The organism is Aneurinibacillus migulanus (assembly GCF_001274715.1).
In the GTDB taxonomy this organism is placed as follows: Bacteria; Bacillota; Bacilli; order Aneurinibacillales; family Aneurinibacillaceae; genus Aneurinibacillus; species Aneurinibacillus migulanus.
Map to the genome: position 1 here is coordinate 2562847 of NZ_LGUG01000004.1, position 13430 is coordinate 2576276.

Annotated in this window: 16 protein-coding genes, 1 pseudogene and 1 riboswitch; of the genes and pseudogenes, 9 read left to right on the forward strand and 8 right to left on the reverse strand. The window is 44.2% G+C overall.

The window, feature by feature from the left end:
* Positions 1 to 12 precede the first annotated feature (12 nt).
* Positions 13 to 624 (reverse strand): OmpA family protein, encoded by a 612-nt coding sequence (locus AF333_RS36800; protein ID WP_052811728.1) that lies wholly within the window; start codon positions 622 to 624, stop codon positions 13 to 15.
* Between the two features lie 143 nt (positions 625 to 767).
* Entirely contained in the window at positions 768 to 2057 is a 1290-nt protein-coding gene (locus AF333_RS14155; protein ID WP_043064131.1) for an NCS2 family permease, read from the reverse strand.
* A gap of 171 nt (positions 2058 to 2228) precedes the next feature.
* Positions 2229 to 2329, reverse strand: a riboswitch (purine riboswitch).
* 204 nt (positions 2330 to 2533) lie between these two features.
* Between AF333_RS14155 and AF333_RS14160 the strand changes: the two genes are divergently transcribed.
* Both AF333_RS14160 and AF333_RS14165 read left to right on the forward strand, forming a co-directional pair.
* The gene (locus AF333_RS14160) at positions 2534 to 3637 is read left to right on the forward strand and encodes a TIGR04053 family radical SAM/SPASM domain-containing protein (protein WP_043064132.1); all 1104 of its coding nucleotides are present in this window, start codon (positions 2534 to 2536) and stop codon (positions 3635 to 3637) included.
* A 13-nt stretch (positions 3638 to 3650) separates the two neighbouring features.
* The gene (locus AF333_RS14165) at positions 3651 to 4376 is read left to right on the forward strand and encodes a YwiC-like family protein (RefSeq protein WP_043064133.1); all 726 of its coding nucleotides are present in this window, start codon (positions 3651 to 3653) and stop codon (positions 4374 to 4376) included.
* Between the two features lie 44 nt (positions 4377 to 4420).
* Here AF333_RS14165 and AF333_RS14170 read toward each other — a convergent pair whose 3' ends face one another.
* The 3 genes from AF333_RS14170 to AF333_RS14180 form a co-directional block, all read right to left on the reverse strand.
* Positions 4421 to 5782, reverse strand: coding sequence for a sensor histidine kinase (locus AF333_RS14170; RefSeq protein ID WP_043064134.1), 1362 nt, complete (start codon positions 5780 to 5782; stop codon positions 4421 to 4423).
* Entirely contained in the window at positions 5779 to 6465 is a 687-nt protein-coding gene (locus AF333_RS14175) for a response regulator transcription factor (protein ID WP_043064135.1), read from the reverse strand. Before AF333_RS14175 ends, AF333_RS14170 begins: the two co-directional genes overlap by 4 nt.
* A 98-nt stretch (positions 6466 to 6563) precedes the next feature.
* Positions 6564 to 7037: a hypothetical protein gene (locus AF333_RS14180; RefSeq protein ID WP_052811730.1), complete on the reverse strand. Its 474-nt coding sequence runs from the start codon at positions 7035 to 7037 to the stop codon at positions 6564 to 6566.
* Between the two features lie 119 nt (positions 7038 to 7156).
* Between AF333_RS14180 and AF333_RS14185 the strand changes: the two genes are divergently transcribed.
* Positions 7157 to 7561, forward strand: coding sequence for a VOC family protein (locus tag AF333_RS14185; protein ID WP_043064136.1), 405 nt, complete (start codon positions 7157 to 7159; stop codon positions 7559 to 7561).
* A 23-nt stretch (positions 7562 to 7584) separates the two neighbouring features.
* Here the strand turns inward: AF333_RS14185 and AF333_RS14190 are convergent, their stop codons facing one another.
* Both AF333_RS14190 and AF333_RS35280 read right to left on the reverse strand, forming a co-directional pair.
* Positions 7585 to 8058 (reverse strand): hypothetical protein, encoded by a 474-nt coding sequence (locus AF333_RS14190; RefSeq protein WP_052811733.1) that lies wholly within the window; start codon positions 8056 to 8058, stop codon positions 7585 to 7587.
* Positions 8059 to 8156: 98 nt separating this feature from the next.
* Positions 8157 to 8402 (reverse strand): hypothetical protein, encoded by a 246-nt coding sequence (locus tag AF333_RS35280; protein ID WP_235496454.1) that lies wholly within the window; start codon positions 8400 to 8402, stop codon positions 8157 to 8159.
* Between the two features lie 104 nt (positions 8403 to 8506).
* On the opposite strand from AF333_RS35280, the gene AF333_RS14195 reads away from it, so the two are divergent.
* Together AF333_RS14195 and AF333_RS36805 are read left to right on the forward strand one after the other, a co-directional pair.
* Positions 8507 to 9646 (forward strand): ABC transporter ATP-binding protein, encoded by a 1140-nt coding sequence (locus AF333_RS14195; protein ID WP_043064137.1) that lies wholly within the window; start codon positions 8507 to 8509, stop codon positions 9644 to 9646.
* 32 nt (positions 9647 to 9678) lie between these two features.
* Positions 9679 to 9807: a hypothetical protein gene (locus AF333_RS36805; protein WP_255322190.1), complete on the forward strand. Its 129-nt coding sequence runs from the start codon at positions 9679 to 9681 to the stop codon at positions 9805 to 9807.
* 156 nt (positions 9808 to 9963) lie between these two features.
* On the opposite strand, the gene AF333_RS32830 is transcribed toward AF333_RS36805, so the two are convergent.
* The gene (locus tag AF333_RS32830; protein ID WP_139188842.1) at positions 9964 to 10341 is read right to left on the reverse strand and encodes a hypothetical protein; all 378 of its coding nucleotides are present in this window, start codon (positions 10339 to 10341) and stop codon (positions 9964 to 9966) included.
* A 93-nt stretch (positions 10342 to 10434) separates the two neighbouring features.
* On the opposite strand from AF333_RS32830, the gene AF333_RS35285 reads away from it, so the two are divergent.
* The 4 genes and pseudogenes from AF333_RS35285 to AF333_RS14210 all read left to right on the forward strand — a co-directional run bounded on the left by AF333_RS35285 (position 10435) and on the right by AF333_RS14210 (position 13250).
* Positions 10435 to 10605 (forward strand): hypothetical protein, encoded by a 171-nt coding sequence (locus AF333_RS35285; RefSeq protein WP_235496456.1) that lies wholly within the window; start codon positions 10435 to 10437, stop codon positions 10603 to 10605.
* A gap of 426 nt (positions 10606 to 11031) precedes the next feature.
* Positions 11032 to 11619, forward strand: coding sequence for a hypothetical protein (locus tag AF333_RS14200; RefSeq protein ID WP_043064138.1), 588 nt, complete (start codon positions 11032 to 11034; stop codon positions 11617 to 11619).
* Positions 11620 to 11799: 180 nt separating this feature from the next.
* Positions 11800 to 12074, forward strand: a pseudogene (locus AF333_RS14205) (hypothetical protein); the annotation flags it as partial.
* Between the two features lie 42 nt (positions 12075 to 12116).
* Positions 12117 to 13250 (forward strand): MBL fold metallo-hydrolase, encoded by a 1134-nt coding sequence (locus AF333_RS14210; RefSeq protein WP_043064140.1) that lies wholly within the window; start codon positions 12117 to 12119, stop codon positions 13248 to 13250.
* Positions 13251 to 13430 lie beyond the last annotated feature (180 nt).

Here is a 13430-nt window from a genome sequence, read left to right on the forward strand (position 1 = left end):
TGTGTTATAAGCTTACTGTATAATGGGCTGTATAATAATTTCCACACGCCGGTTCTGTTCACGATGTTCTTCTGTATCATTCGGGGCGGCTGGATTTGTTTCCCCAAGCCCCCTTGTCGAAAGAGTAATGCCCCCAAGTCCTGCTATTGCGGCAAGATGATGTTCTACAGCCTTAGCTCGTCTGTCCGATAGAGCCAAATTGTATTGTTCGCTTCCCTGGCTATCGGTATAACCTTGAATTTCTACATTCGCTTTGCCTATTTTTTTGAGTTCGTCTCCGATTTGTTCAAGTAGTTTTTCGGCTTCAGGACGCAAAGTGTCGCTGTCATAATCAAACAGTAACTTATTTGGGAGTTGGAGTGTAACCCGGTCCTTTTCTGGTGTCACTTTTACATCTGGATTATCGATGGAAATGCTAATCGGCTTGCCTGGTGTAATGGGAGTACCCGGCTCAATCGGTTTACCCGGCGTAATCGGAGCGCCAGGCTCAATCGGTTTACCCGGTGTAATTGGCTCACCCTGTGCGGCTGTCGTATCTTTTTCTTTTCCAGTACAGGCGGATAGAGAAAAGGCGAGGCTACAGACAATCATTATCGCTCCTATTCTCTCGACTAACGGATACATCGTAGTATGGCTCCTTTCATTTCTTTGTTCTTTATCAATTATTACATAGTTGAAATATTGGGTACATGGCTTTGTTTGCGAGCGTATAAGATAGCGATGAAATGAAAAAAAGCCTCTGTAACAGAGGCTTTTTCGGATGATAATTAATGTGCCGGAAAATAAATCATTTGAAGAATAAAAATCACACCGAAAACATAAAGCAGAGGATGAACTTCCTTTCCTTTTCCGCTGACGAGTTTCATTAATGGATACGTAATAAAGCCAGTTGCGATGCCTGTGGCGATACTTGACGTCAGCGGCATGGTAAGAATAATAGCGAAGGCAGGAAATGCCTCGTCAAACGTTTTCCAGTCGATTCGTGCCAATCCTTCCATCATGAAGCAGCCGACAATAATAAGTACAGGTGCCGTAATAGCCGGCAGAGACGAAATGGCGGCGATGGCTGGAGAAAAGAAAATGGATACGAGGAAGAGAACCGCGACAACGAGCGAAGTCAACCCGGTTCTTCCACCAGCCGCGACCCCGGCAGAAGATTCAATATATGCGCTTGATGGAGTAGTACCAAGCGTTGCTCCGACTGTAGTAGCTACAGCATCGGCCATCAGAGCCGATTTAGCCCGTGGAAGCTTGCCGTCCTGCATCAGGTTGGCTTGTTCGGCTACTCCAATCATTGTGCCTGTTGTATCGAAAATTGTTACGAGAAGAAAAGCGAATACGATAGTGTATAACCCATGAGAGAAGACACCACTAACATCCATATCAAATAATACGGGAGCAGGTGGTAAAGACACGATTCCGTCAAACTTCAACAAACCCGTAAAATATCCGATAAGTGCAGTAACCCCCATACCAATGAATAAAGCCCCATGTACTCTTTTGGCGATAAGTATAAGCGTAATGAACAGACCAGCTAGTGAAAGCAACGCAACAGGCTGGTGCAAATCGCCGAACGATACCATCGTAGATTCGTTAGGTACAACAATGCCTGACATTTTCAAGCCCATAAATGCGATAAAAAGACCGATCCCCGATGTAATTCCGTATTTCAACGAAGCAGGAATTGATTGAATCAATGCTTCCCTTAGCGAGGTGAAGGTGAGCAGTAGAAAAATAACACCGGCTAGAAATACGGCACCGAACACGGTTTGATAGGAAATACCGTGCGTTGCGACGACGCTTGCGAAATAAGCGTTCATTCCCATGCCGGGAGCGATAGCAATAGGGTATTTGGCGAAGAGAGCCATACATAGTGTACCTATCGTAGCCGCGATGACGGTAGCCATGAATACTTGGTCGAATGGAACACCGGCTGAGGATAGAATTGCAGGATTGACAACCACGATATAGACCATAGTCAGAAATGTGGTAATTCCGGCAACGAATTCTGTCCGTGCATTTGTTCCGTTTTCTTTTAGCTTAAAAAAATTCTCCATAAGACATCCTCCCAATATGAGAAAAACTCGTGGGCGCCTGCGCTGGTCCTTTTCTGTAAAGAAGCTAAACGGTCGCTTGTGTACGATTCAGAAGAAAGTAGATGTCGCTTCCTTACTTTACAACGCGATCTACTTTCTTATCCGTTAAACAAAAATCCTGACTGAAAATGGGCATAGCAAACACCCATCCGTAGTCAGGAATTTATGGTTCCCTTGTAGAGACCCTCAAACCATATTATCGAGGATATACGAACGATTAATATCAGTATTATATTTTTTTTCGAACAACTTGTATATTAAAGCAAACGATATTGTCATGTCAAATAATTATTGTTCGGTTTATTCAATTTTATATACAGAAATGTGTGGTTGGCTAAAAATTGAATCATTTCTTTAGGGTGTGATGAATGCCACAGCTTTCCATCGGGCAGTGCAGTACGATGAAGAGTGAGAAAAAACAAGCGGGAGGAATAAGGATGAGTACAGAGGCATTTGACCGGGCTCCTTTTATTGTTATCTGGGAAGTTACGCGTGCATGTGAGCTGAAGTGTCTGCATTGTAGGGCTGAGGCACAGCCTAGAGCCGATCCGTGCCAGTTGACGACGGAAGAAGGTTTTCGGTTGCTTGAGCAGATAAAGGAATTTGGAAGTCCGGTGGTTGTGTTTACGGGAGGAGATCCACTGATGCGGGCCGATTTATTCGAATTGATACGCTATGGAGTTGGACTAGGTCTGCGTATTTCCATGACACCGAGTGCTACGCCGCATGTAACGAAGGAGAATATGCGGCGTGCAAGAGAGGCGGGACTGTCTCGCTGGGCCTTCTCCATTGACGGTTCAACGGCGTCGATCCATGATGCATTCCGTGGTTTTTCCGGTTCATATGAAGAGACGCTGAGGGCGGTAGAATACTTACACGAGCTTAATCTTCCGGTACAAATTAACACAACGGTAAGTCGTTATAACGTGCATGATTTGGACAACCTTGCAGTGCTTGTCCGGGATTTGAAAGCGGTGCTCTGGAGCGTGTTTTTTCTTGTTCCGACAGGCAGAGGAAGAATGGAGGATATGATTAGTCCGGAGGAGCATGAGCGGGTGTTTCACTGGCTGTATGATCTTTCCAAAACAGTACCATTTGATATTAAGACAACGGCTGCCCAGCATTACCGACGGGTCATACTACAGCGAAGAAAGCAGGATGGAGAGCATGCTTCGCCAAGCCGTATGGCAGGCGTCGTTTCGACAGCACAGTCAAAAGACGGCATTGGCCGTTCCTTTGCCGGTGTGAATGATGGGAACGGATTCGTCTTTATTTCGCACCTGGGTGATGTGCAGCCTAGTGGATTTTTACCTGTAGTCGCCGGAAATGTTCGGGAAGCTTCACTGGTTGAAATGTATCGTAATTCGTCGATATTCCAGGCATTACGCAATCCGGACGCATATAGCGGTAAATGTGGTGTGTGCCCGTACCGTAAAGTATGCGGCGGTTCCCGTGCAAGAGCCTATGCAGTGACAGGTGATTATTTGGCCAGTGAACCGTTTTGCACATTCATTCCGCCCGGGTATTCTGCGCATGCATAAAGGTGGTGACAGTATGAGACCGTTGATTCCTAAGCAGCACGGTGCCTGGGCGATGCTCATTGTTCCGTTTTGGCTTGGCGTAGCGGCTTCCACGTTTTGTTTTGGGCATCTTCTTCTTTTCATTGGTTGGTTTTTTCTTTATCTTACTTCGTATGCTGTTTTAATGCTGGTTAAGGGTAAGAAAACAGGTTTGTACAGAAGATGGACAGCCATTTATTTTAGTCTTGCCGGTCTGTTTATCTTCATTCCGGTGTGGCAGCAGCCAAAGCTAATCGGATTCGGACTACTCCTGTTGCCATTTTTTGCGGTAAGCGTATATTATTCCGCAAAAAACCGGGACCGAGCGCTTATCAATGATATAAGTGCGATTTTTGTATTCTCGTTCGCAGGGGCTGCCAGCTATTTTTATGGTGCAAACCGATTGGATGAAATCAGTCTGTTCATCGTTTTCATTTGTTTCTTATTCTTCCTGGGGAGTGCCTTGTACGTAAAAACAATGATTCGAGAGAAAAATAATCCAGCATACCGCAATGTGTCGTGGGGATACCACGGTGTCATTGTATTTGTGTGGCTGTTGTTTGGCGAATGGCTTGTATGTTTGGCATTTTTACCGAGTCTCTTTCGGGCATATGCTTTTTATGGCCGAAAATTGTCAATACTGCAGGTTGGTGTCTATGAGATTGCCAATTCCGTATTATTTTTCTTCATAATAACGGTGGCTTTCTCTACGGTACTGTAGAAACGACAAACGAGGCTGTAATCATTACAGCCTCGTTTGTCACGCTATCGTGTTTTTTTGTCCGAAGGAAATTGCATCGTAAAAACGGGTCCCATTTCTTCATTTTTGATTCCGATTTTTCCGTGATGAAGGTCGACAATCCTTTTAACGATCGCCAGACCAAGACCGAATTGTCCACTTGTTCCTTTACGGTACGGCTCGAAAACGGTTTGAATGCTCTCGGGCGGAATCGGTGGCCCGTCATTTCCCAATCGTAGCTGTAATGCGTGTGCGCCGTTTTCTTCTGTTTCTCCCCCTGACACCCAGATTTTTTGCCGTGCATAACGAATCTGATTATCAAGTATATTCTCCAATGCTGTACGCAGTTGTTCCTCATCTCCTTCAACACGAATGTCAGGTATGTTGATTTCCCATTCTAATTCCGGACGGCGCCAGCGCAGTCGCTGAACTGTATCGTGGGTAATGTCCGCAATGCAAACCGAACGGGTTGTAAGCTCCTGTGTCGCCAGATAATCGAGCTTAGTGAGATAGAGAAGCTGCTGGATTTGACGTTCCAGCCGTTCTGATTCTTTTTCGATGACTTCTACTGTCTGAGACAGATCGCCGGACGGATAGATGCCGTCCTGTATGGCTTGTGCATAACTTCGGATAACCATAACTGGCGTTTTTAGCTCATGGGATACATTTTGTAGCAAGGTACGTTGTGTCTCATCCTGTTTGACTAGTCGGCGACGCATGCGTTCCACCGACTTTGCCAGCCGGCCGATTTCGTCCTTACGATCCAGCAGTAACGGTTTGTTCCAATCACGTTCGGCCAGGCGTTGTACATGCTGCTCGATTTGCACGAGCGGACGGGATAGATATTTGGACAGCCAATAACAAAATGGAAAGCTAGCCAACAAAATTAGGGCGGTCATGCTAAACAATTGACGGATGAGTGAAGAGATGAATTCCTGTTGATACGTATCTGAAGCGTAGGACAGTAGGAAAAAGTCCTGTCCTTCCATCTGCTGAACTCGAATGATATAGTATAGCGTTTGTTGACCGACTTCTGTTTTATATTGCTTGGCCTCTTCTGTCTGAAGCAGTGCTTGTCCTTGCGCTGTAGCTAGAAACTCTGTAGGCAGCCGAGTCAGCGAGGAAGGTGGCGCTATCCATTCCCCGTTAACGAGTAACAGGTGATGTACAACTCCGTTATCCTTCGTGCGGAAAGGTTTCCCTGAACCCGGACCGCTGTCCTGCCTGTTGGAAATAAGCGTTTGCGCTTCGCTAATTCTCGTATATGTATCCTGTACAAGAAACGGTCGGACAAGCAGGGGAATGAGCAGAATGACGATGCATAATATAATCGTCATCACCCCAGAGAACACGAGCCAGATTTGTACAGCTAGCGGTTTGTTTTTCATACGTCCGTCATCCTGTAGCCGTATCCGTATAGTGTTTCCAGCCGTAACTCCGGCATTTTTTTGCGTAGCCGGCGTACCAGATCGTCTACAGCGCGATCTGTGCCAAAATAGTCTGTGCCCCAGATACGGCTGAGGATTTGCTGGCGGGAGAGCGCTTGTCCGGGGTGTTTTGCAAACAACAGTAGCAAATCTAATTCTTTGGAGGTTAACTCGATCGGCCGTTCGTCATGATAGACTCTGCGTTCTTTCTCCCATATAGTATAGGAGGAAATATCCAGAGCATCCGAGACAGGGGAAGCGGCCGTAGAAGGCATCTTCCCGTATATACGTTCCAGCAGCTTCTTGGTACGGATTACTAGCTCGCGCGGCAGAAATGGTTTGGCCAGATAATCATCACTGCCCATCTCTAATCCGAGAATTCGGTCTAGGTCGGCATCACGGGCCGAAATAAATATGATTGGAGTATCGGCACACTCGTTTTTAATCTGGCCGAGAAGCTCGAATCCGTCCGCATCCGGTAGCATAATGTCAAGAATCCATACATGCGGTTTTTGCGGGATAGCCGCTTTTGCTTCTGTTCCGGTAGTAAATGACGTAACATGCCATCCTTCATTTTGCAGATAAGAGGTTAATAGTCGATTCAGATTGACTTCATCTTCGACTAGATATACGTGATAGGTCATGCTTTCATCCCCCTATGGAAGTTTGGCTTTATATAGTAAGAATAAAGAAAGAGACATGCAGAGGCAACATGTCCCTTTCAAAACAATGGCGTAGTGAATTAAAGTTGGCCGCCGTTCGGCAGTTGTTTTTTCAATTCATCAACGCTGATTCCTTTTTGTTTGGCGATTTCTTCAAGCTTTTCTTCATGCTTTTTTTGCAATTTTTGTTTCAGCTCTTCAACGGTAATCCCCTTTTTCTTTGCCATCTGTTCAAGCTTTGCTTCTTTTTTCTGCTTCATTTGCTGCTTGAGTTCATTGACAGTGATGCCTTTTTCTTTTGCTAATTCTTCAAGCTTTGCTTCACGTTCTTTTTGCAATTGCTGCTTCAGTTCATCAACGGTGATGCCTTTTTCTTTCGCTAGCTCTTCAAGCTTGCTTTCAGTCATTTTTCCACCTTTGTGCCAGCCATGAGCTTGAACAGTAGCCGATTTATTGACCTGTTGCTCTGTCGATGGTTCCGCTGCAAACACGGAACTCATGGTTGCCAGCGCAACTCCGGTTCCTAATAAAGTGGCATACAGTTTTTTCTTCATCATTTGTTCCTCCTTAATGGTAATGTATGGGTTTATCTTGTACGATATATAGAATAGACAGACAATGCGGAAGTAATATCAAAAAAGTATGGGAAATTGTAAAAAAAGAGGTGGGGAATATGTATATTAAGCGTCTAGATCATTTCGTGTTAACAGTAAAAAGTATAGAAGATACATGTCAGTTTTATTGTGAAGTATTAGGGATGAAGCTGGTAACATTCGGAGGCGGGCGAGTAGCATTACATTTCGGGGAGCAAAAAATAAATTTGCACGAAGTGGGCAAGGAGTTCGAACCGAAAGCTGCAAGGCCGACGCCGGGTTCTGCTGACTTGTGTTTTATTACTGATACGCCTCTGCAGCAAGTCGTAGCTCAGCTGCAATCTGCTGGAATTGGAATCGAAGAGGGGCCCGTAAGGCGGACGGGGGCGCTCGGTCCTATCGAGTCCATCTATATAAGAGATCCTGATAACAATCTGCTTGAGATTTCGAATAATGGCATGGATACATCTTGTACTAAAGCATAGCGGACTGGGCACTTATAAGGTGTTTAAATTCCTTTAAATACAAATGCTTGCTGCTGATTTTGTTTGTCCCATAAGATTACAACATCGATGCTTCTTTCTTGCTCAAAGACAGGGAGATCCAGGCGCACCAATATTTCACCGTTCGGGTGCAACGTTTGTGCCATAAGAGTGCTTTGCAGCGGTGCTTCTGACGTTTGGTGATGACGGTAGAGATTGACAGTCATATTCGTTACTTTTTCTTTCATGTTTTTTATTGACACGTAATATGTATCGTAAGGATTAGAAGGCGATTTTAATGTATCTGGCCTTTTCATTCCTTTTGGCTTATCGATTTGCACAAGCCATTGATCAGACGTCTGAGTAATGGGTAGCATTCGTTGCTGCTCCCCCTGCACGATTCCCTGAGGCGATTTTTTTAACTCCATTGCCAGTGGGAATATAACAACAAGAAAAAATAGGCTAAACATAAGAAGGACAAACAACCAGTTTTTTTTCATCGGGCTTCCTTTCCTTTCATACAATTTGCATAGGTTTCATCCTTTGTGCTTATATTGCCCGGGAATAGGGTTGGCTACTATATATCGGAAAGGAAGATTCATGAGCAATCATCTGCCGCCTTTTGGAGAAAAGAGAAGATGTGTGGTGTAACCTGTTCTCTGTGGACTAACGCATCATTATATAAGTTACACTTAATATTTTGACGGGAGAGTGTGGTTGGAAGTAGGAGGAATGGAGAGAGAAGAGGATGAATACGCCCTGCGCCTCGGCAGAAAAAAGGCGGACGTATTGGTTCCAACCGCTCCCGCCCACCGTCCTTCCTTCTTTTCTTACCTCCTGCCACAAGAATATGTACATTTATAAAGTCAGATGTATATAGTTCAATTGCGGTCTTGTGTGGTAACTACGTTTGTAGAGAGTGTTTCCGAATCGTGAGGAGGGAGCAATATGGCAGGCGTAACGTTGCAAGGCATTTGCAAATCATATAATAATGTAGCTGTTGTGGACAACATGAATTTAGAAATACGTGATGGAGAATTTCTTGTGTTAGTTGGGCCTTCAGGTTGCGGAAAATCAACGACACTGCGTATGATTGCAGGATTAGAGGACATCTCGGATGGTGATTTATACATCGATAGCGTTCGGATAAACGATATGGCCCCAAAAAATCGAGATATCGCAATGGTTTTTCAAAATTATGCTCTTTATCCCCATATGAACGTATATGAAAATATGGCGTTCGGATTAAAGTTGCGTAAGCTCCGAAAAGACGAAATTGATAGGCGAGTTAAGGAAGCGGCAGCGATGCTTGGTCTTGCATCTTTATTGGATCGTAAACCTAAGGCTTTGTCCGGTGGTCAGCGGCAGCGTGTCGCTTTAGGAAGGGCCATCGTGCGGGAACCGCAAGTCTTTCTTATGGATGAGCCGCTGTCGAATCTTGATGCCAAGTTGCGGATACAGATGAGAACGGAGATTAGCAAGCTGCAGCGTCGGTTGGGCACTACGACAATATACGTTACACACGATCAAACCGAAGCTATGACTATGGGTGATCGCATTGTGGTTTTGCAGGGAGGACGCATTCAGCAAGTGGCGACGCCTACGGCTATTTACGAAAAGCCGAAAAATTTGTTTGTCGCAAGCTTTATCGGTTCGCCATCGATGAATTTTATTGAGGGAGCCATCAAGGTTGAAGACAGTGAGGTCCTCTTTGTAAACAGGGATGTACGGCTGATGATACCGGAAAAGCGAGCGAAAGTATTGAAAGACATGGACTACATAAATAAACCGGTAATATTGGGTATACGTCCAGAGGACATTCAGGTCGAGGTACCTTTCACCGAGACACATCTGTCGGATACGATCAATACACGAGTTGAGTTTGTAGAAAATATGGGAGCTGAGTTGTATCTCTATATGTCAGGGATTGGAGAGAATACGATTATCGCTCGGTCTGAATCTTCTGTACAGACGCATGTTGGTGAACGGATAAAAATTGCTTTTGCAATGGATAAAATTCATTTGTTTGATAAGGAGACGACAGCGTCTATTTTTCTCTCGATGGAAAGTAGAGATACACAGGCGTAACGTATTTCTTTCGGGTTACGGGGAGAGAACTCATGAAGCATAGAAAAACAGGTCTGTTTATTTCAGGAGGTTGGCTCATCTTTTCCTGGTTGCGTGCTAAGGAGAAGGTAGAGGATAAAATGCGTAATGGAGGAAATTACCTATTCGCTACTGACATATAGCATATGCACAAACGAAGATAATCACACCTGTTGATTATCCATAAATAGGAAGTGATAAGATGCACGCGTCGGCGTGTTCCTTCGTCTTTTTCTCACAAGGAAGGGACACGACCGCTTTGTGGCGTCAAGGCCGGACCGACAAAACATCTGGGTGTATCAGAGCAGGAGACAGTTGCCGGTCGATTTCGTCCGTTGCACCACACGCTCCATACGTGAAAAACAAAGGGGACGCACGCCGTACGCGTCCTTCTTTTCTATCCATCTATGGATACTAAGGGTGTTGATTGTTCCGAGAGAAAAAGACCACCACAACGGGACACAAACAAGGCCTTTCGTCTCTCTTTCCGAGCGGTTGCCCCAGCCAGGCGAAAGAGGACCGCAGTTGTCTCCCTCTTTGCGTCTACCCAGATGTTTTGCGGTCCCGCCTGGCTTAGGCAAAAAGCGGCCCTTTAGGCTTCCATGTGGGAGACGAACCGACGCCCGTTTGGGGCACGGTGTGGTGGCTATCCACTCTGGATCGTATGGGATAATCAACACCCTTGGAAGATAATTTATAAATTTACTTCATATCATTTGCAATGTAGGCATTATTCTAATATATTAAATAGAGAGTTATATACATTTAATTTGATACATCGACAAATGTTTATGGTGGAAGGTAAGAAAAGAAGGAAGGGCGGCAGGCGGGAGCGGTCGGAAGAAGACACGCTGGCCTTTCTTCTGCCGGATCGCATTCCGAATCGCCTCCTTCCAACCACACCCCCTGTCAAAATATCAAGTGTAATTTATATAGTATAAAATCGTAGACAAGAAAGGGCAGCATATATCAAGATGTGGCCCTCTTATATGTACAAAAGACTTTTATGATGATTATACTCCCTAAAAGCTTGCTATAGGGTATAATAAACTGTGGGTTACTTGGAAACTTTTATATCTGGCTCACACATGGGTTTTTTCTATTCAATCACGCATAGGAGAAAGCTTTGATTATGAGCGGTTAGGGTATTTTCCGTTCGCAGGGTTGTGAAACTTATCACTACTAAATGAGCAGGGGCCGCAGGGCTCCTCATGTAGTTTGTGCAATAGTTTTCGTATCATAACACTTGATTGGGAAATGAAAAGCGGAGTTTGCGGAACCCTAAGAAATAATGCTTCTCTTACGTATTGGAATTGAATGTTGAAAAGGTTCATGCAAAATGTTTTTGACGAAAGGAAGAAAGATAAATGGACGCAGAAATTAAACAGCAAACCCCTACACAAACTTCAGATCAATGGGTAGAAGAATTAGCCAAGCCGGAGGTGCAGGATGCACTGACGACGCTGATTCAAAAGCTGCCTGAAATTAAAGAAGCGATCAACAAAGCAGAACAAGGCATTGCGGCCGTTTCCGCTTTTGCCAGCGATACAGATTCCCTGAATTATTTGTCTGAGCGTGTGGAGCGGTTCTCACAATTGGCACTGAATAAGGAAAACATGGAAGCGTTGGCTGTACTTATAGAGAGTCTTCCAAGACTTGCTAAATTAGTGGCGCTGCTTGATCGGGTTTACTCAACTGTTGAACCTCTTATTTCAGATAAGGATTCGTTGGCTTATCTCGTCGATACGGCAAAAGTCGTCACTACACCGGTAACAGATCGTGTAGGGGAAGGCGTATCTATCGTGAAGGAAGCGAAAGAAAGAGCAGTACGCAAAACAGAAACCATTTCTATATTTGGCCTGTTGAAATTGCTAAAAGAACCTGCAGTTCAAAACGGATTAAAATTTACTCAGTCTTTACTGGAAATCTTGTCTGAGAAGAAAATCGTTAAATAAATGGATAGAACTCGTTGTCTGGCGGTTGTCGACAATGTGGAAGAGCATCAGCTTATAAGAAGTAGCTGATGCTCTTTATTTTTATATTGACAAAAACAAAAAAACAACCAATAATATACCTAGTACCGTATATACCTGGGTGGGTAAAAGAGGTAACAAAGTATTAAACAGGAGGAAAATGGTATGTTGATCGGGAAGGAGGGGAAATTCCTGTCCGCAGATGCGATTAACTTTGTATATGCTGTACTAGCGACCATTGCGGCTGTGATAATGTTCATACCAAGATATACTTATTGTATTGAAGATACCTATGCGGGTAACGATAGCTTCCTCATTAAGCTATTACGTTTATTTCTTCCATCGGTGCCCATTTAAGTACAAAAGTATTACGAGTTATTTTATCGGCTTTAATCCTTGCATCGGCAATTAAGATTTGGCTGGATGTAGTAATTTAGAGTTTTTGTACACAATCTTAAAGAATCGAGGAGGAGGTTTGCATGGCAGTTATGGAAATGAGCGCAAAACAATTGCATAATAAAATTAAGAACGGAAGGCCGGTCTTCATTCTTGATGTACGCAATAGCGAGGACTACAATGATTGGAGGATTGAACATAAACATATAACGGACATCAACATTCCATACTTTGACTTTCTCGATGATAACGAGGACGCCTATAAACCGTTGCCAAAAGATACGGAAATTGTGGTTGTTTGTGCAAAAGGCAGTAGCGCCAAGATGGTGGCGGAAATATTGAATGAACGGGGATACCGTGTACGTTATTTAACAGAAGGAATGCTTGAATGGAGTCAATTGTATCATCCAGTAATCGTTTCAGAGCAGGATGGCATGAAAATCATCCAGGTGAACCGTCTGGCAAAAGGTTGCTTGTCCTATATGATTATTTCCGACGGTCAAGCGATCGTTGTAGACCCGGGCCGACATTATGAGGAATACTTGAAATTGGCTGAGCAAGAACAAGCAACCATTATACGCGTCATGGATACCCACCTGCATGCTGACCATATTTCCGGTGGACCAGAGTTGGCTAAGTATACCGGCGCAATGTATCATATTTCCAGAAATGAAATGCAGGGAGCTGATGCCATTTCTTATGAGGCGCTAGAAGATAATCAGGAAATCGAGGTCGGTAACGTACGCGTAAAAGTGCTGGCGATTCCAACTCCGGGACATACACCGGGAAGTGTATCGTTTATGGTTAATGATCGCTATCTACTGTCGGGAGATACTATCTTTGTAGGTGGGCTTGGACGTCCCGATCTAGGTGGAAAAGCCCGTGAATGGGCACAATCACTTTATGATACAGTGTTTACCCACATTGCGAGCATGTCAGATGAAACGCTCGTACTGCCGACTCATTATGCGGATAGAAAAGAAATAAATGAACAAGGTGTAGTAGGTGCATATTTGGGAGATATTCGAATTGCCAATGAAGTTTTGCGTATGCAAAATCGAGAGCAGTTCACAGAAATGGTGGCAGGTGCATCTGGTGCTACACCACCTAATTATGAGGAAATCGTTAAAATTAACCGTGGTGATGTATGTGTGCCATCTGACGTAGCTGTTGCACTTGAAATTGGACCGAATCGCTGTGCCGTTCACCATTCATAAGGTAAAACAGTAGTATGCTGTTGATAAGCAGAGCGAAATTATTTTCTATATACCTATATTGGTATATTCGCTTTATGGGAAGTGACGGGTGTATTTATGTACAGTATCTATCATTTAAGGATAACAAAAAATTTTTGTTTGTTTATATACCTGTACGCGTATATGTATAAACAGACGTGT

What these genes read in the sequence shown, in the direction of transcription:
- AF333_RS36800 (WP_052811728.1), bottom strand. Translation starts at nt 624, where the DNA reads ATGTATCCGTTAGTCGAGAGAATAGGAGCGATAATGATTGTCTGTAGC.
- AF333_RS14155 (WP_043064131.1), bottom strand. Translation starts at nt 2,057, where the DNA reads ATGGAGAATTTTTTTAAGCTAAAAGAAAACGGAACAAATGCACGGACA.
- AF333_RS14160 (WP_043064132.1), top strand. Translation starts at nt 2,534, where the DNA reads ATGAGTACAGAGGCATTTGACCGGGCTCCTTTTATTGTTATCTGGGAA.
- AF333_RS14165 (WP_043064133.1), top strand. Translation starts at nt 3,651, where the DNA reads ATGAGACCGTTGATTCCTAAGCAGCACGGTGCCTGGGCGATGCTCATT.
- AF333_RS14170 (WP_043064134.1), bottom strand. Translation starts at nt 5,782, where the DNA reads ATGAAAAACAAACCGCTAGCTGTACAAATCTGGCTCGTGTTCTCTGGG.
- AF333_RS14175 (WP_043064135.1), bottom strand. Translation starts at nt 6,465, where the DNA reads ATGACCTATCACGTATATCTAGTCGAAGATGAAGTCAATCTGAATCGA.
- AF333_RS14180 (WP_052811730.1), bottom strand. Translation starts at nt 7,037, where the DNA reads ATGAAGAAAAAACTGTATGCCACTTTATTAGGAACCGGAGTTGCGCTG.
- AF333_RS14185 (WP_043064136.1), top strand. Translation starts at nt 7,157, where the DNA reads ATGTATATTAAGCGTCTAGATCATTTCGTGTTAACAGTAAAAAGTATA.
- AF333_RS14190 (WP_052811733.1), bottom strand. Translation starts at nt 8,058, where the DNA reads ATGAAAAAAAACTGGTTGTTTGTCCTTCTTATGTTTAGCCTATTTTTT.
- AF333_RS14195 (WP_043064137.1), top strand. Translation starts at nt 8,507, where the DNA reads ATGGCAGGCGTAACGTTGCAAGGCATTTGCAAATCATATAATAATGTA.
- AF333_RS36805 (WP_255322190.1), top strand. Translation starts at nt 9,679, where the DNA reads ATGAAGCATAGAAAAACAGGTCTGTTTATTTCAGGAGGTTGGCTCATC.
- AF333_RS14200 (WP_043064138.1), top strand. Translation starts at nt 11,032, where the DNA reads ATGGACGCAGAAATTAAACAGCAAACCCCTACACAAACTTCAGATCAA.
- AF333_RS14210 (WP_043064140.1), top strand. Translation starts at nt 12,117, where the DNA reads ATGGCAGTTATGGAAATGAGCGCAAAACAATTGCATAATAAAATTAAG.